Below are 16,335 nucleotides of genomic sequence, written 5' to 3'. Positions count from 1 at the left end.
GACGGTAGCCTCAGCACCATGAGTCTCAACCGCGGTGTCGCCGCCCTTGGAGCTGTCGCCGTCGTCGGCGTCGCGACGCTCGGCTGGTCCATCCCCCTCGCGCACCACTTCGGCCAGCCGAAGCCCATGGTCGCCGCGACCTCGGGGTCGACCTGGAAGCAGTTCGCGCCGGTCTGCTGGAACAACGGTGACGTGCTCACCCAGAAGCAGATCACCTCCTGCCTCAAGGACCTGGCCAAGGCCCAGGCGGGCGGCAAGGACACGCCCACCCTGGAGGTCGCCCAGAACGGCACCTTTATGATCAACACCAATGAGGACATCGCCGCCAAGGGCTGGTACGCGCAGGTGCCCGGGCAGCAGCAGCCGGTCGGCCTGTTCTCCCGCACCACCAACCAGCAGGTCGGCAACATCCCGCTCGCCGCGGCCCTGCAGGCCTCCCAGACCGGCAGCGCCCCGGTCACGGTCGTCGAGAGCGACGACTCCGGCAAGCAGATCTACGGCGTCTGGACGTTCGTGGTGAAGCAGCAGGGGTCCTGATCCCCTCCCGCCTCCTCGTCGTCACCGCCGTCGCTCCCGAAGCGGCGGCGGTGCTGCGTGGTGCCCGCAGCCGGTTCGGCGACGCCGAGCCGGTCGAGCGCGCACTGCCCGGCGGGTATCCGCTGACCTCGGTCGGCCCGCTCGACGTGGTGGTCGCGGGTGTCGGCCCCGCGGCGGCAGCGGCGGCCACCGCGACGGCCCTGGCCCTCGCTGCCTCCGCGTCCCCCGGTTACGGCCTGGCCGTCTCCTCCGGCATCGCGGGCGGCTTCGCGCCCACCGCACCGATCGGTTCCGTCGTCGTCGCCGACACGATCGTCGCGGCAGATCTCGGCGCGCAGACGCCGGACGGCTTCGCGGACGTCACCGAGCTCGGCTTCGGCCGCGTCCGCTACAGCTGCCCGGCCGCCGACCCGGTGGCCCGCGCGCTGCGCGAGGCGGGCCGGCCGACCGCCGTCGGCACGGTGCTGACGGTCTCCACCGTCACCGGCAGCGCGGAACGCGCGGCCGAGCTGCTGGGACGTCACCCCGGCGCCGTCGCCGAGGCCATGGAGGGCTTCGGCGTCGCCGAGGCGGCCTCCGGACACGCCCTTCCGGTGCTGGAGCTGCGCACCGTCTCCAACGCCGTCGGCCCGCGCGACCGCGGCGCATGGCGCATCGGCGACGCGCTGGACGCCCTGGCGGCCGTCTACGCGAAACTGCCGTACGCGACACTGGTCGGGTGACTTCTACCTCCCCCGCCCCCGCCCCGGCCTCCTCGTCGGCCCTGACGATCGCCTACTCGCCCTGCCCGAACGACACCTTCGTCTTCCACGCCTGGGCTCACGGCCTGGTCGCGGGCGCGGTGCCGCCCGAGGTCACCTTCGCCGACATCGACATCACCAACGGCCTGGCCGAGCGCGGTGAACTGGACGTCCTGAAGATCTCCTACGCGCAGCTGCCGTGGATCCTCGACGAGTACGCCCTGCTGCCCTGCGGCGGCGCGCTGGGCCGCGGCTGCGGCCCTCTCGTCCTCACCGGCCCGAACTTCTCCGACGGCACGGAGGCCTCCGTCGACCCGTCCGCGCTGCGCGGACGGACGGTGGCCGTCCCGAGCGAGCGCTCCACCGCCTACCTGCTGTTCCGCCTCTGGGCGGCGCAGGCCGTCCCGGGAGGCCTCGGCGAGATCGTGGTCATGCCCTTCCACGAGATCATGCCCGCAGTGCGCGACGGCAAGGTCGACGCGGGCCTGGTCATCCACGAGGCACGGTTCACGTACCAGAACTACGGCCTGCACTGCCTGGCCGACATGGGCGAGGCCTGGGAGACCGCGACCGGCCTCCCCATCCCGCTCGGCGCGATCGTCGCGAAGCGTTCGCTGGGCACGGAGCGGCTCACCGCACTGGCGGACGCGATCCGCAGCAGCGTGCGGCAGGCCTGGGCGGATCCCGCGCTCTCGCGCGACTACGTGATGGCCCACGCCCAGGAGATGGATCCGGCGGTCGCCGACCAGCACATCGGCCTCTACGTCAACGAGTTCACCGAGGACCTCGGCGAGGCCGGCTACGCCGCGGTCCGCGGCCTCTTCACCCGCGCGGCAGCCGAGGGGCTGACCCCGGCAATCTCGGACGAGGCGCTTTCGTTCCCCGGGTGAGTTGCACAACCAGGGGCGCGGGGAACGGCGCGAGCAACCACCCTGTGCGGATGGCCCTGTCCAGTGAGGACCATCCGCGCGTCGGTGGCTCGTCGCGCAGTTCCCCGCGCGCCTGAGCAAGTGGCAACTAGACGTCCAGTTGGTCGGCGACGTGGTGCAGCAGGGTGGCGACGCGCTTGCCGACCGGCTTGTCCGGGTAGCGGCCGCGCTGGAGACCCGGGAGGATCTGCTCCAGGATGGTCGTCAGATCCTGGACCATCGCGGCCAGCTCGTCCGGCTTCTTGCGGGACGCCGCGGCCAGCGAGGGGGCCTCCTCCAGGAGGGTCACCGTCAACGCCTGGTCTCCCCGGTGGCCGGCGACCACGCCGAACTCGACCCGCTGGCCGGGCTTCAACGACTCCACGCCCACGGGCAGCGCCTTGGAGTGCACGAACACGTCGCCGCCGTCGTCGCGCGAGAGGAAGCCGAAGCCCTTCTCAGAGTTGAACCACTTCACTTTGCCCGTAGGCATGGGGAGACCTCGTCGGTAGTCGTTTCGGAGTGTGTCGTACGGGGTGCGGAACCCCACCGGCTACCGGTGGTGACCGCTGGGCGCCGCAGGCGAGCTAGCGCCGGGCCATTGTTCCAGGTCGGCGCCGAAATGATCGACCCGATTGCTCCGCCGGAGGCACGGGAGGCGCCGGCGCCACACGCCATCGACGTGTGGTCGTCGCAGCGGACATGGTGCACCCCCTCCTCGAACAGCCAGGTCGCGTCGCAGCGGTGCCGCTGCGCGCACGCACGGTCCCCGTGCGTGACGTGCATACCCTCCCCGAGTGCCGGGCTAACCCCGGGCGCGACGCGCACCTGTGCGGACCGGTTAGCGTGGAGGGCGTGAACGCTGACTCCATCTCCCGGACGAGCACTTCGACGGCGCCGGGCGACGGGCTGGTCCGCGCCGGGGCGATCCTGTTCGCCGTCGGCGCGGTCGCCACCATCGCCACCGTGCTTCCGCTCTTCCTCGGCCTGCACCGGCTGCCGACCCCGGCCTACTTCGTCTGCATGGTGATGCCGCTCGGCTTCGCCGTCGCCCTCGGCGGGCTGTTCCGCTCGGCCCGCGCGCAACGCCGCCAGGTCACCTCCGACTGACCGGCTCCTGCCTCTGTGCCAGGCTCCGGCCGGGCGTCGAGGCTGCGGCCGGGCGTCGAGGCTGTGCCAGGCTGCGGCCGGGCGTCGCGGCTACGCGTCGCGGAGGTGGGCGTCGAGCCAGGCCGGGAACGCGGTCAGGTCGGCGAGGACCACGTCCGCGCCCGCGGCGCGCAGGCTCTCTTGGTCGTACGGGCCGGTGGCGACGGCGACGGCCAGGGCCCCGGCCACCCGCGCACCCTCCACGTCGCCGAGGTGGTCCCCCACGTAGACGCTGACGCCCTCCGCGCGCAGCGCCTCCGCCTTGCCGGCGGCGAAGACGTCGCCGTGCAGGGCGTCGACGCGCATGTCCAGGGCGGCGAGGTTCAGCTTGGCGTTGGGCGTGTACTTGCCCGTCACGACGACGGTCCGCCCGCCGGCCGCGCGCACGGCGGCAAGCGCCTCCAGCGCGCCCGGCAGCGGCGTGACCCCGGCGACGCCGTTCTCGGCGTAGAGCGCCCGGTACCGGTCGGACATGGAGGCCACCTCCTCGGCCGGGAACCAGTGGGCCATCTCGATCTCGACCGGCGGCCCGAGCCGCGAGACGACCAGTTCGGAGTCGATCGGCGTCCCGGTCTCCCGGGAGAGGAGCTCGTAGGCGCGGGCGATCCCCGGGCGCGAGTCGATCAGCGTCATGTCGAGGTCGAACCCGACGGCCAGGGGAGGGAGCGGCGTCAACGGCGTCATGGCCTTCACCCTATTCGGGCGGACCGTGGGCGATACTGCGAGCTGGATCTCTTTCGGGACAAACCCGCTGAAAAGCGCACGGGACACCAGAAGCCTTGGGAGGCCGGATGTCGGGTTCCTGCTCGCGCCGCACACTGCTCGGCGCGCTCGGCGCACTGGGCGCGGGCGTTCTGCTGGCCGGCTGCAAGGGCGACAACCGCCTGCCACCGGACTCCGGCTCCGCCTCCAGTTCCTCCGCCGGTGCGTCCGGCGCCGCGGAGGCGGTCGGCGCGACCGGTTCGGGGAGTGCGGCGGGTTCGCCCGGCACGGAGGGCTCGCCGAGCGCCTCCGCCTCGCCCACCCCGCCACCCACCCGGACCGTCGACGCCGCGACCGGTCAGGTCCGCGTCCCCGCCGCACCCACCCGGGTCGTCGTGCTGGGGACCGCCGAGCTGGACTCCGCGCTGACCCTCGGTTTCACCCCCGTCGGCGCGGCGCGCAGCGCACTCGACTCCGGCCTGCCGGACTACTTCCCGGCCGCCTGGCTCGCCCCGATCGCACCAGTGGGGGTGGTCGGCGCGCCGGACCTGACCGCGATCGAGCGGCTGCAGCCCGACCTGATCCTGTCCAGCCGGGCCACCGACGGGTCGCGCTACGAGGCGCTGTCGGCGATCGCGCCGACCGTCCTCACCGAGTCGACCGGGGCGTCGTGGAAGCAGGACTTCCAACTGCACGCCCAGGCGCTGAACGCCCAGTCCGTCGCGGACACGATCACCACCTCCTACCAGGACCACGTCCGCGAGGTCACCGCCGAACTGGGCGGCTCCGGAACGACCCGCAAGCAGCAGATCAGCCTGGTCCGCTTCGTCCAGGGCCAGGACCCTCGCGTGATCGCCGCCCACAGCTTCCTCGGAGTCCTGCTCGCAGACGTCCAGCTGGGCCGACCCGCCTCGCAGAACGGGAACACGACGGAGGTCGTCATCCCCGGGGAGTCCAAGCTCGGCGAGGCCGACGGCACCACGATCTTCTACGCCACCTACGGCGATCCCGCCCGGGCCCACACGAACGAGGTGCTCGGCAGTCCGGAATGGGCGGACCTGTCGGCCGTCAAGGCCCGGCGCGTCTACGCCGTCGACGACCAGCTCTGGTACCAGGGTGTCGGCTACTTCGGGGCCGACCTGATCCTCGGTCAACTCAGGCGCTACTTGGGCGGGTAGCGACCGATACGCGCCAAGAGTCTTGTGATGTACCTCACGCGGGAACACCATGGCTCCATGCCGACGACGAGAACTCAACAGCAGCGGGACCACCAGGAACACGGGTCGCCACGCGAGCGGGAGCGCGCGGCGGCAGCGCGGAAGACGTTCATCGCGGAGGGCTTCGACCTGGTCGCGGACACCTACGGAACCGTGGACGCCGAGTTCTTCCGGTCCAGCGGCAGCCGTCTGGTCGAACTGGCCGGCCTGCGGCTCGGCGACCGGGTCCTCGACGTCGGCTGCGGCCGCGGCGCGGTGCTCTTCGCCGCCGCGACGGCGGTCGGCCCGGACGGCTACGTGGCCGGCCTCGACCTCTCCCCCGGCATGGCCCACGCCACCGCCGCGGACATCGCGCAGCGCGGCCTGCGCAACGTCACCGCCCGCGTCGGCGACGCCGAGGACCCCGGCTTCCCCACCGGCTCCTTCGAGGCGGTGCTGGCCGGGCTGATGCTGTTCATCACCCCCGACCCGGCGGCGGTGCTGCGCTCGGCCCACCACATCCTCGTCCCCGGCGGACGCTTCGCCATGTCCAGCTGGGGCGCCGTCCCCGACCCGCGCTGGACCCGCCCGCTGGACGCAGCGCTGGCCTTTCTCGACGACCCGCTGCCGGCGTCCTCCCCGCGCCAGGGCGCACGCGGCGGCCACCCGGCGTTCGACACCGCCGAGTCGATCGCGGAGCTGTTCACCGCGTGCGGCTTCACGCAGGTGCGCACGGTGGAGGAGACCTCCGTGCACGTGATCGAGAGCGGCGAGGCGTGGTGGCGCTCCCAGTGGTCGACGGGCCGCCGGGCCTGGCTCGAGAAGATCCCCCACGCCCGCCGCGACGCCGCGAAGTCCGCGGCGCTGGCGGAGCTGGACGAACTCCGCGACCCGGACGGCATCCTGCGCAGCACGACCGCCCTGCGGTTCACCACGGCCGTGCGGGAGGCGTAGGGCAGCCGGGCCGGTTGCACCATCCTCGGCCGGGAGGTGCCCCCTGCGTGGGCGCGCGAGAAGCCACCCTGTGCGAATGGCCCTGAGCGTCGAGGACCATCCGCGCATCAGTGGCCTGTCGCACGGTTCCCCGCGCCCCTGGAGGTGCAACTGACCCGGCTGCTCGAACAGGGCTCAGCGGCGGGTGATGCGCCAGGCGAGGAACGCGGCGGAGAGCGCGGAGGCGGCCCGGAGCCAGAAGGCGAAGGCGTTGTGTGTCGCGGTAGCGAACTGCGCGTTCGTCAGAGCCGGGTGGCCGGCCGGGTGTCCGGTCCGGTAGAGCCAGAAGCCGCAGGCCGCCGCGGTGAGGCCGGGGATCCACAGTGCCGCGAAGCGGCCGACCCCGCGGCCGAGCCGGCGTCCGCCGTAAGCGAAGAGCCAGCCGAGGATCGCCACGTACCAGAACCCCGTCACCGCGCCAGCGGCCAGCACCAGCGTCGCCACCGCCTCGACGAACGGAATCGGTGCGCGCGGCACCGCGGCGACGGGCTCCGCGACCGCGCCCGCCGGTGCCGGCGCGGTCGCGGACGCGCCGAGCAGGCGACGCAGCAGACCCGGCCTCGGCTGCGCCACGAACGGGGCCCCGGCGCCGGGGAACGGCACCTCGCCGGGGACACCGGCCGGAGGGGCCACGGGAAGTCCGGTGAGCGGATGGATGACGCCGGAGGGATCCCAGGTCGGGGGCGCCCCGTCGAACGTGCCGGACCAGCCGGGCAACTGCACCATCCGGACGCCGTTCGCGCCGGGGTAGTCCCCGCTCTCCGGCTCGGCGGACCACAGCGGCACGCCACCGGTCAGGGGCTGTCGGCCGGCATCGGCGCTGACGAACTCCACCCGCCCCTCGACCGCGGGCGGCTGCGCCTGCGAGGGGATCATGGGCGTCGCGCCGGACGTGGTGCCGGGCATCGTCGCGGTGGCCGACCGGGACTGGGCGGGGACGGAGGGGCCGGCGGTGGGCCACATCGCCCCGCCGGAGGCGCGTGCCACCACCTCGTCCGGCGTGCCGAGCCCGGCCAGGATCCTGCGGACGGCACCGACCTCCGCACGGACGGAGGACGAGGAGTTCGCGGCACGCTGCGAGTCGATGGTCTGCCGCAGCTCGTTGACGAGCCGAGCACGCTGCGCCGCCGTCAGCCCGCCGGACCGCCCGGCGATGTCCCCGACGCGACTCAGGTAGTCGTAGACCAGCTGCTCGCTCTCGATCCCCATGGTGCTCCCGCCCTCCCCGCAACCAGCTCCGGCGTCAGCTTAGGGGGCGTCGTGCGGACGTCACGGCCTTACCCGGAACAGCGGCCCACTACTCCCGGCCCCACCGGCAGCCCACGGCGGGAGCCGTCGTGGAGCGCAACAAGTAACCTGAGTCGGATGAGCACCGGGAGAACCGAGGACGCCGACGGTGTCCGCACGCTGCCCCGCACCCTCGCCGAGGATCTGCGCGGGCGCGACGACGCCGCGCTCTCCGCGCTGCTGCGGGCGCGACCGGACCTCGTGCACCCCGTCCCGGCCGATCTCAGCCAGTTGGCGACCCGCAGCTCGACCCGGGCCAGCGTCATCCGCGCGCTGGAGCGGCTCGACCGGTTCTCCCTCCAGGTCGCCGAGGCACTCGCCGTGGCCGCCGACCCCTGCGCGCCGCAGGAGCTGCAGGCGCTGCTGGGCGTGGACCAGGACCCGGACGTCGCCGCCGCGTTCGACCCGGCCGTGGCGGCGTTGCGCGACGCCGCGCTGGTGTGGGGGGAGCCGGAGCGGCTGCGGCTGGTCCGCACCGCCCGGGACGTCCTCGCACCGGCCGGTGGGCAGCCGGGGCCGACCGGCCTCGGGCCCCTGTACGCCGACGCGGGCGCGGGGCTGTCGCCCACACGCCTGCAGGAGATCCTCGCCGACGCCGGCCTGCGCAGCACCCACGACCAGGTGAGCGCGCTGGCCGCGCTGAGCGCCCTGTTCGCGGACCGCAAGCGCGCGGACGCCCTGCTGGCGCAGGCACCCGAAGGGGCACGCGGCGTCCTGTCCAAGCTGACCTGGGGTCCGCCGTTCGGTGCGACGCCGCCCCGCGCGGTGCGCGCGGAGGACGCGCGCACCCCCGTCGAGTGGCTCCAGGCCTGCGGCCTGCTGCTCCCGGCCGGCCGGGATGCGGTGGTGCTGCCGCGCGAGGTCGCGCTCCATCTGCGCGGCGGCCTGGCCCACCGTCAGGTCCAGCCGGTCGCACCGGAGGTGAGGGCCGCGCGGACCGTCGACCCGGAGCAGGCGGACCACGCCGCCGCCGCACAGGCCTTCACGGCCGTCCGGACGGTGGAGGAGGCGATGGACCTCTGGAGCACCGAGTCGCCCACCGTGCTGCGCGCGGGCGGCCTCGGCGTCCGCGACCTGCGCCGGGCCGCACAGGCGCTGGACCTGACCGAGCCGCACGCCGCCTTCTGGCTCGAACTCGCCTACGGCGCAGGCCTGGTGGCCCCGGACGGCGAGGTGGACGAGCACTGGGCGCCGACCCCCGCCTACGACGAGTGGCTGCGCCGGCCCGTCGCGGAGCGCTGGCTGCTGCTGGCCCGCACCTGGCTCGCCGCGACCCGGGTCGCGGCCCTCGTCGGCACCAAGGACGCGAAGGACAAGGTGCTGCCCGCGCTCGGCAGCGGCCTCGACCGCACCCTCGCCCCGGAGCTGCGCCGGGACGTGCTCGGCCTGCTGGCCGCGCTGCCCCGCGGCAGCGCGGGCGACGCCGCCTCGCTGACGGCCCGGATCGCCTGGCAGCTCCCGCTGCGTGGCGGCGACCTGCGCGACCAGTTGGTCGCGTGGACGCTGGCGGAGGCCGAGGACCTGGGCCTGACCGGACGGGGCGTGCTCGCCCGGTTCGCCGCGCCGCTGCTGGACGACGACGAGACGACAACACTGTCGCGGCTGGCGCCGCTGCTGCCGGAGCCACTGGACCAGGTCATCCTCCAGCCCGACCTGACCGCGATCGCGCCCGGACCGTTGCGCACCCCCTTGGCGCAGACCCTCGCGGTGGCGGCGGACGTGGAGTCCAAGGGCGGCGCGACGGTCTACCGGTTCACCCCCGACTCGGTGCGCCGCGCTCTCGACGCCGGCCGCAGCGCGGCCGAGCTGCACGCGTTCCTCGCGGAGCACTCCAGCACCCCGGTGCCGCAGCCGCTGACCTATCTCGTCGACGACGTGGCCCGCCGCCACGGCCGGTTGCGGGTCGGCGCCGCCTCGGCGTACCTGCGCTGCGACGACGACGCCCTGCTGGACGAGCTGCTCGCCGACCGCCGGGCCGCGCAGCTGCGCCTGCGGCGACTCGCCCCCACCGTCCTGGCGGCGCAGGCCGATCCGGCGGCGGTGCTCACCCAGCTGCGGACGATGGGCTACGCCCCCGCCGCGGAGACCGCCGACGGCGACGTCCTGATCACCCGCCCGGACGCGCGCCGCACTCCCCCGCGCACCCCGCCGACCCCCGTCCCCGACGGCCCCCCACCGGTCACCACGGGCCTGCTGGCGGCCGCGGTCAAGGCCATCCGCGCGGGCGACCGCGCGGCCACCGTCACCCACCGCGCCCCCACCCCGGGCCCCCTCCCCCGCACCCCGGCGGCGGAGACCCTGGCCACCCTCCAGACCGCCGTCCTCACCGGCGACGCGGTCTGGATCGGCTACGTCAACGCGGACGGCGCGGCCAGCCAGCGCGTCATCGAACCGGTCCGGGTGGAAGGCGGCTTCGTCACGGCCTTCGACCAGGTCCACGAGGAGGTCCGCACCTTCTCCCTGCACCGCATCACCGGCGTCGCGGAGCTGGCGGACGACGAGGCCTGAGCGGCCACGACCTGGGCACTCGGACGTGATCGACATCGACCTCACCGCGATCGACCAGCTCTGACCGCTGCCGCGATCTCCTCCGGGGCGTCCTCCGGGAGCAGGTGGCCGCCCGGGCCGCGGCCTCGTCACAGGGTTCGAGGGCCCGTGCTTTCCGGTCCGGCGCCCGATGCGGGACACTTGGGGTTTGGCCATCGCCCGGTACCGGAGGAGACGCACGTGCACGACGGGCCGCTGATCGTTCAGTCCGACAAGACCCTGCTCCTGGAGACCGGCCACGCCGCCGCGGACGACTGCCGGCGCGTCATCGCGCCCTTCGCCGAGCTGGAGCGGGCACCGGAACACGTGCACACCTACCGGGTGACCCCGCTGGGCCTGTGGAACGCGCGCGCCGCCGGGCACGACGCCGAGCAGGTGGTGGACGCGCTGGTGCGCTTCTCGCGCTACCCCGTGCCGAACGCCCTGCTGGTGGACATCGCCGACACCATGGACCGCTACGGGCGCCTGAAGCTGGCCAAGGACCCGGTGCACGGGCTGGTGCTGACCGCGACCGACCGCATGGTCCTGGAAGAGGTGCTGCGGTCGAAGAAGATCATCCCGCTGGTGGGCCAGCGCCTCGACCCGGACACCGTGCTGGTGCACCCGTCCGAGCGCGGCCAGATCAAGCAGGTGCTGCTCAAGCTCGGCTGGCCGGCCGAGGACACCGCCGGGTACGTCGACGGCGAGGCGCACCCGATCGACCTGGCGCAGGACGGCTGGCAGCTGCGCCCCTACCAGCAGCAGGCCGCCGACGGCTTCTGGCACGGCGGCTCCGGCGTCGTGGTGCTGCCCTGCGGCGCCGGCAAGACGCTGGTCGGCGCGGCCGCGATGGCCAAGGCCAAGGCGACCACGCTGATCCTGGTCACCAACACCGTCTCGGCCCGCCAGTGGAAGCACGAGCTGGTCAAGCGGACCTCCCTGACCGAGGACGAGATCGGCGAGTACAGCGGTGCCCGCAAGGAGATCCGGCCGGTCACCATCGCCACCTACCAGGTGATGACGACCAAGCGGAAGGGCGTCTACCCGCACCTGGAGCTGTTCGACTCGCGCGACTGGGGTCTGATCGTCTACGACGAGGTGCACCTGCTGCCCGCGCCGGTCTTCAAGTTCACCGCCGACCTGCAGGCGCGCCGTCGGCTCGGCCTGACCGCGACGCTGGTGCGCGAGGACGGGCGCGAGGGAGACGTGTTCTCCCTCATCGGCCCCAAGCGCTTCGACGCCCCGTGGAAGGAGATCGAGGCGCAGGGCTACATCGCCCCGGCGGACTGCTGCGAGGTGCGGGTCACCCTGACCGACCACGAGCGGCTCGCCTACGCGACGGCGGAGCCGGAGGAGCGGTACCGCTTCTGCGCCACGACGGCGACGAAGCGCCGCGTCACGCAGGCGCTGGTGGAGAAGCACCGGGGCACGCCCACCCTGGTCATCGGCCAGTACATCGACCAGCTCGACGAGCTGGGTGAGGCGCTGGACGCGCCGGTCATCAAGGGCGAGACGACGAACGCGCAGCGCGAGAAGCTCTTCGACGCCTTCCGCGAGGGCGAGATCAGCGTGCTGGTGGTGTCCAAGGTCGCCAACTTCTCCATCGACCTGCCCGAGGCGACAGTGGCGATCCAGGTCTCCGGGACGTTCGGCTCGCGCCAGGAGGAGGCCCAGCGGTTGGGCCGGGTGCTGCGCCCCAAGGCGGACGGGCACATGGCGCACTTCTACTCCGTCGTGGCCCGGGACACCATCGACCAGGACTTCGCCGCGCACCGGCAGCGGTTCCTGGCCGAACAGGGCTACGCCTACCGGATCGTGGACGCGGACGACATCCTCTGAAGTCTCCGGTGAATCCGCCTTGGGGGCGCTGAATCGTCGCTGCTACGATCAGCCGCCCCCGAGCGGGGGCATCGCAGACAGGGGGCCACAACTTCATGCGTCGTATCCGAAGAACCCTCGCCACCGCGGCCGCCCTCACGCCGCTCCTTCTCACCGGGGTGAGCACCCCGGCCTCGGCCGCGAGCAGTTCGCTCACCGTCGACACCCTCGGCCGAAGCGGCGCGAAGGTCGCCACCTCCGGTGAGGTGCTGAGCCTGACGACCGGCCAGTCGTACCAGTTCACCAGCGGCCGGGCGCTGTCGCTGCCCGCCGGCCGGTACGGCGTCGTCGTCGACATCTGGAACAGCAAGGACCAGACGGACACGATGGGCTCGCAGCTCGTCACCGTCTCGGGCCGCACCACGACCACGATCGACGCCCGCAAGGGCCGCCCGCTCTCCATCCGGCTCGACCACGCCCCGGCGAACGTGCAGGAGAGCTACTACGCCCAGCTGTGCATCGGGTCGAGCCCGATGGGCGCCGGCGCGTGGGGCTCGCCGGGCAAGTTCTACGTGATCCCGAGCAGCTCCTCCCAGGTGCACCTCGGTTACCTGGCCTCGTGGGGCCAGCCGATGACGGCCACCGACGTCTACTCCGTCAGCGGGCAGACCAACGGCGTCCCGAGCACCCCCACGGTGACCTTCAAGGCCGCGTCGCTCGCGAGCGTCCACGTCCAGGCGAAGCGTGGGCCCGAGGGCACCTCGGACGTCGACTTCTCCCTCCAGCCGCTGAGCACGACGAACTCGTGCCAGAACCGGCTGTTCCAGGAGTTCTACCGCGGCGCCCCGCCCTTCGCGATGACCGCGCACGTCTCCGCGGGCACCTGGGCGGTCCGCTCGGACGAGATGGACGACGCCACCAACGCCGACTTCGGCGGCGTGGAGGCGGACCGGCAGTTCCAGGCCGGCGGCCACTACGCGCAGGGCCTGTACGCCAACACCTGGGGCCCGGTGGGGTCACAGCCGTCCACCTGGTACGGGCGTCTGGACTTCCAGCCGGACATGTTCACGGACCCGACCGTCGCGTACGCCCACGAGGCGGCGGCGAAGTACACCGGCACGCTGGTCGAGGGCGGCAAGGTCGTCTCCTCGCACAGCTGGACGGACATGGGCCCGGTGCCCGGCAGCTGGGAGCCGCACGTCAGCTCCAAGGGCTGGTACACGGTGAACATCGCGGCCCAGCGCTACTACCCCGGGATCCACTACCCGGCGGGCATGCTGTCGACGGCGTCGACGGTCAGCGTGCACTACTACATCAATCCGGCGGTCAACGCCTACGCACCGGCCTACCTGACGAGCTTCGACCCGCAGGGGCTCGGCATGGACGACCAGGCCGCGCCGAAGAGCAGCACCCGGGTGACGCTCTGGCTGGACCACCAGGGCGGTGACCAGTCGATCGCCGACCACCGGGGCACGGTCAGCTCGGTCAAGGTGTGGGCGTCGTTCGACGGCGGCGTCACCTGGCAGGCCGTCTCCGTCACGCACACGGGTGGCACGTGGGCGGCACTGGTGCCGAACGCGGCCTCCGGAGCGGTCTCGCTCCGCTCGACCGTCAACGACACCGACGGCAGCAGCGCGACCACCACGGTCTACCGCGCCTACGCCATCGGCTGACGCTCGCGCGCTCCGGCCCGGTCAGTCGGCCTTCCGGACGAGATCGTCCGGAAGGCCGTCGTGGCCGAGGACGACGACGGAGAAGGCCGTGCTGGCCACGATGCCGACGCGGCGCGCGCAGGCCGCGATCGGGTTGCGCGGCGCGCGTGCCGCCTTGGTGGCACCACGGGCGACGACGGGACGGTGGGTGGGTCGGGGGCGGGGGTCGATGTGTGCGGTAGCCATGTCTCAAAGGTAGGTTTCGGGCGCCCGTGAATCGTCAGCCCAACGGCCGAATCCGCAGGGCCTGCGGCGTCATCCCGCAGAGGGACACGACCTCGTCATCTCCTCAGGGTTACCCCTGATATTCAACGAGTAAATAAGCGGTTCGCCCGCAGGTCGTTCGTGGGTATAGGGTGTCCGGTCTGCCGCCTCCCCGGGACGCACGTGGGGAGGCTCCGCCCGGACGGAAACCGGGTGGTTCTCAAATTCCATCGCAGACTTTTGAGACCGCTGCGCGCCGGACACCCCCGGCCCCGCGCAGCCGGGAAGGCTCCTTCGTGCCTGCGCACAGCACAGCTTCCGACAACCCGCTCGACCGCGAGCGCTCCCACCTGGCCTCCTCCCGTTCCGCACTGCGCTCCATGCGCGAGGACGTCGAGTCGCTGGACATCCGCGACGTCACCGGCAACTGGGTCAACGCCGCGATCCTGGCCCGCGAGATCGACGACCGGATCAAGGCCCTCGCCGACCTTGCGCACACCCCGCTCTTCTTCGGCCGGGTCGACTTCCTGCACGCACCGGGCGCGGACCTCGCGGAGGGCGGTGAGGGCGAGCGGTTCTACATCGGCCGCCGCCACGTCCACGACGCCGACGGCGACCCGATGGTCATCGACTGGCGCGCGCCGGTCTCCCAGTCCTTCTACCGGGCCAGCAAGAAGGACCCGATGGACATCGGGCTGCGTCGCCGCTTCGGTTACACCGGAGGCGAGTTGACCGCCTACGAGGACGAGCACCTGACCGACCCCGAGGAGACGACCGGGGCGAGCGCGCTGCTCGCGGCGGAGATCGAGCGTCCTCGCGTCGGCCCGATGCGCGACATCGTCGCGACCATCCAGCCCGAGCAGGACGAGATCGTCCGTGCCGACGTGCACGGCACCGTCTGTGTCCAGGGGGCGCCCGGCACCGGGAAGACCGCCGTCGGCCTGCACCGTGTCGCCTACCTCCTCTACGCCCACCGCGAGCGCCTGGCCCGCACCGGCACGCTGGTCATCGGCCCGAACCGGTCCTTCCTCCAGTACATCGAGCAGGTCCTGCCGGCGCTGGGCGAACTGGACGTCGCCCAGGCCACCGTGGAGGAACTGGTCGCGCACGTCCCGCTGCGCGGCACCGACACCGCGCAGGCGGCCCGGATCAAGGGCGACGCGCGGATGGCCGAGGTGCTGCGGCGCGCCGTGCGCTCGGGCATCACCCTGCCGACGGAGGGCTGCGTCGTGGTCCGCGGCTCGCGCCGCTGGCGTGTCGCCTCCTACGAGCTGGAGGAGATCGTCCGGGAGCTGATGGACCGTGACATCCGTTACGGCGCGGCCCAGGCCGCGCTGCCGCAGCGGATCGCGCACGCCGTCCTGGTGAAGATGGAGCAGGGGGGCGAGGCCCCCGACGACCGTGTCCAGGACGCGGTCGCCCGCACGCCCGCCGTGAAGGCGACGGCCAAGGCCCTGTGGCCGCCGGTCGACCCGGCCAAGCTGGTGCTGCGCCTGCTCTCCGACGCCGAGTTCCTCGCGCGGTGCGCGGAGGGACTGCTCACGGAGGAGGAGCAGGCGGCGGTGTTGTGGCCCAAGCCCGGCAAGGGCGTCAGGACCGCGCCCTGGACGCCCGCGGACGCGGTCCTCGTGGACGAGGCGCGGGATCTGGTCGAGCGCACGGCCTCGCTGGGCCACGTCGTCCTCGACGAGGCCCAGGACCTCTCCCCCATGCAGTACCGCGCGGTCGGCCGCCGCTGCACGACGGGATCCGCGACGGTGCTGGGCGACATCGCCCAGGGCACGACGCCGTGGTCCACGGACTCCTGGTCCACCGCCCTGCACCATCTGGGCAAGCCCGGCTCACGGGTGGAGGAGCTGACCGTCGGCTTCCGTGTCCCCGGCGAGGTCATCGGCTACGCGTCGCGCCTGCTGCCCGAGATCGCCCCCGACCTGGCCCCCGCGACGTCGATCCGCACCGCGTCCGACACGTTGGCGATCCGCCGCGTCGACGGCTCCGCCGCGCCGGAGGACGCGGACGCGCTGGACGCGGCGTCCGAGCTGGCGCCGGCGACGCCACCGGCGCTGACGGAAGCGGTCCTGGCGGCGGTCGGCGCGGCGCTGCGCAACGAGGGCTCGATCGGCCTCATCGCGGCGGACGCACGCGTCCCCGCGCTGGGCGCGGCACTCACGGCCGCGGGCCTGCCCTACCTCGACCCCGGCACGGAGACGAACGCCGAGAGCCGGCTCACCCTGGTCCCGGCCTCGCTGGCCAAGGGTCTGGAGTACGACTACGTGGTCCTGGACGAGCCGGCGGCCATCGTCGACGGCGAGGCGGACCTCCGTACGGGCCTGCGCCGCCTCTACGTCTGCCTCACCCGCGCCGTCTCCGGCCTCGACGTCCTCCACGCCCGCCCGCTGCCCGCGGCACTGGGGTAATCCCCCAGGGGCGCGGGGACGTCTGCACGAAGAGCCGGTTGCACCCGGGGGCGCGGGGCTCGGCCGATGTGCGGCTCCGCCGCGTGGGCGCGACAAGCCACTGACGAGCAGATGGTCCTCCCTGCGCAGGGCCATCCGCACGTCGT

14 protein-coding genes are annotated in these 16,335 nt (G+C 73.3%); 10 read left to right on the top strand and 4 right to left on the bottom strand.

The features are described 5' to 3' along the window. The first annotated feature begins 18 nt into the window (after nt 1-18). Genes BMY61_RS00335 through BMY61_RS00325 form a run of 3 tightly spaced genes read left to right on the top strand, consistent with a single transcriptional unit; the run spans nt 19 to nt 2,167 of the window. Nucleotides 19-537 (top strand): hypothetical protein, encoded by a 519-nt coding sequence (locus BMY61_RS00335; RefSeq protein ID WP_042453615.1) that lies wholly within the window; start codon nt 19-21, stop codon nt 535-537. Next, on the top strand, nt 537-1,259 hold the full coding sequence (locus BMY61_RS00330; protein WP_063773327.1) for a futalosine hydrolase: 723 nt from the start codon (nt 537-539) through the stop codon (nt 1,257-1,259). Before BMY61_RS00335 ends, BMY61_RS00330 begins: the two co-directional genes overlap by 1 nt. Beyond that, nucleotides 1,256-2,167: a 1,4-dihydroxy-6-naphtoate synthase gene (locus BMY61_RS00325; RefSeq protein WP_042453613.1), complete on the top strand. Its 912-nt coding sequence runs from the start codon at nt 1,256-1,258 to the stop codon at nt 2,165-2,167. The genes BMY61_RS00330 and BMY61_RS00325 overlap by 4 nt, the downstream gene beginning before the upstream one ends. A gap of 127 nt (nt 2,168-2,294) precedes the next feature. On the opposite strand, the gene BMY61_RS48255 is transcribed toward BMY61_RS00325, so the two are convergent. After that, nucleotides 2,295-2,678 carry a cold-shock protein gene (locus BMY61_RS48255; RefSeq protein ID WP_042453611.1) on the bottom strand — a complete coding sequence of 128 codons (384 nt, stop codon included), beginning with the start codon at nt 2,676-2,678 and terminating at the stop codon, nt 2,295-2,297. 362 nt (nt 2,679-3,040) lie between these two features. Here BMY61_RS48255 and BMY61_RS00315 point away from each other — a divergent pair, with 362 nt between their 5' ends. Beyond that, complete coding sequence (locus tag BMY61_RS00315; RefSeq protein WP_042453698.1) at nt 3,041-3,295, top strand: hypothetical protein; 255 nt, start codon at nt 3,041-3,043, stop codon at nt 3,293-3,295. Between the two features lie 90 nt (nt 3,296-3,385). Here BMY61_RS00315 and BMY61_RS00310 read toward each other — a convergent pair whose 3' ends face one another. Then, nucleotides 3,386-4,018, bottom strand: coding sequence for an HAD family hydrolase (locus BMY61_RS00310; RefSeq protein ID WP_042453610.1), 633 nt, complete (start codon nt 4,016-4,018; stop codon nt 3,386-3,388). Between the two features lie 107 nt (nt 4,019-4,125). On the opposite strand from BMY61_RS00310, the gene BMY61_RS00305 reads away from it, so the two are divergent. Together BMY61_RS00305 and BMY61_RS00300 are read left to right on the top strand one after the other, a co-directional pair. Further along, nucleotides 4,126-5,214 carry an ABC transporter substrate-binding protein gene (locus BMY61_RS00305; protein ID WP_052439073.1) on the top strand — a complete coding sequence of 363 codons (1,089 nt, stop codon included), beginning with the start codon at nt 4,126-4,128 and terminating at the stop codon, nt 5,212-5,214. 57 nt (nt 5,215-5,271) lie between these two features. Continuing rightward, nucleotides 5,272-6,186: a class I SAM-dependent methyltransferase gene (locus tag BMY61_RS00300; protein WP_052439072.1), complete on the top strand. Its 915-nt coding sequence runs from the start codon at nt 5,272-5,274 to the stop codon at nt 6,184-6,186. A gap of 174 nt (nt 6,187-6,360) precedes the next feature. On the opposite strand, the gene BMY61_RS47310 is transcribed toward BMY61_RS00300, so the two are convergent. Then, a complete protein-coding gene (locus BMY61_RS47310; RefSeq protein WP_042453608.1) occupies nt 6,361-7,434 on the bottom strand; it encodes a hypothetical protein in 1,074 nt (357 codons plus the stop codon). Between the two features lie 156 nt (nt 7,435-7,590). On the opposite strand from BMY61_RS47310, the gene BMY61_RS00290 reads away from it, so the two are divergent. From BMY61_RS00290 to BMY61_RS00280, 3 genes are all read left to right on the top strand, one after another. Continuing rightward, a complete protein-coding gene (locus BMY61_RS00290) occupies nt 7,591-10,020 on the top strand; it encodes a helicase C-terminal domain-containing protein (protein WP_042453606.1) in 2,430 nt (809 codons plus the stop codon). Between the two features lie 219 nt (nt 10,021-10,239). Further along, entirely contained in the window at nt 10,240-11,877 is a 1,638-nt protein-coding gene (locus BMY61_RS00285) for a DNA repair helicase XPB (RefSeq protein ID WP_042453604.1), read from the top strand. A gap of 95 nt (nt 11,878-11,972) precedes the next feature. Beyond that, nucleotides 11,973-13,529 (top strand): hypothetical protein, encoded by a 1,557-nt coding sequence (locus BMY61_RS00280; protein ID WP_042453602.1) that lies wholly within the window; start codon nt 11,973-11,975, stop codon nt 13,527-13,529. A gap of 21 nt (nt 13,530-13,550) precedes the next feature. Here the strand turns inward: BMY61_RS00280 and BMY61_RS00275 are convergent, their stop codons facing one another. Continuing rightward, complete coding sequence (locus BMY61_RS00275; RefSeq protein WP_042453601.1) at nt 13,551-13,754, bottom strand: hypothetical protein; 204 nt, start codon at nt 13,752-13,754, stop codon at nt 13,551-13,553. Between the two features lie 314 nt (nt 13,755-14,068). On the opposite strand from BMY61_RS00275, the gene BMY61_RS00270 reads away from it, so the two are divergent. Beyond that, a complete protein-coding gene (locus BMY61_RS00270; RefSeq protein WP_042453599.1) occupies nt 14,069-16,189 on the top strand; it encodes a HelD family protein in 2,121 nt (706 codons plus the stop codon). Nucleotides 16,190-16,335: the final 146 nt, after the last annotated feature.

Origin of the sequence: Streptacidiphilus jiangxiensis (genome assembly GCF_900109465.1) — a bacterium.
GTDB lineage: Bacteria > Actinomycetota > Actinomycetes > Streptomycetales > Streptomycetaceae > Streptacidiphilus > Streptacidiphilus jiangxiensis.
Note: the sequence above shows the minus strand (reverse complement) of the source record. Positions and strands in the feature narration are given on the sequence as shown.

What these genes read in the sequence shown, in the direction of transcription:
- BMY61_RS00335 (WP_042453615.1), top strand. Translation starts at nt 19, where the DNA reads ATGAGTCTCAACCGCGGTGTCGCCGCCCTTGGAGCTGTCGCCGTCGTC.
- BMY61_RS48255 (WP_042453611.1), bottom strand. Translation starts at nt 2,678, where the DNA reads ATGCCTACGGGCAAAGTGAAGTGGTTCAACTCTGAGAAGGGCTTCGGC.
- BMY61_RS00310 (WP_042453610.1), bottom strand. Translation starts at nt 4,018, where the DNA reads ATGACGCCGTTGACGCCGCTCCCTCCCCTGGCCGTCGGGTTCGACCTC.
- BMY61_RS00305 (WP_052439073.1), top strand. Translation starts at nt 4,126, where the DNA reads ATGTCGGGTTCCTGCTCGCGCCGCACACTGCTCGGCGCGCTCGGCGCA.
- BMY61_RS00300 (WP_052439072.1), top strand. Translation starts at nt 5,272, where the DNA reads ATGCCGACGACGAGAACTCAACAGCAGCGGGACCACCAGGAACACGGG.
- BMY61_RS47310 (WP_042453608.1), bottom strand. Translation starts at nt 7,434, where the DNA reads ATGGGGATCGAGAGCGAGCAGCTGGTCTACGACTACCTGAGTCGCGTC.
- BMY61_RS00290 (WP_042453606.1), top strand. Translation starts at nt 7,591, where the DNA reads ATGAGCACCGGGAGAACCGAGGACGCCGACGGTGTCCGCACGCTGCCC.
- BMY61_RS00280 (WP_042453602.1), top strand. Translation starts at nt 11,973, where the DNA reads ATGCGTCGTATCCGAAGAACCCTCGCCACCGCGGCCGCCCTCACGCCG.
- BMY61_RS00275 (WP_042453601.1), bottom strand. Translation starts at nt 13,754, where the DNA reads ATGGCTACCGCACACATCGACCCCCGCCCCCGACCCACCCACCGTCCC.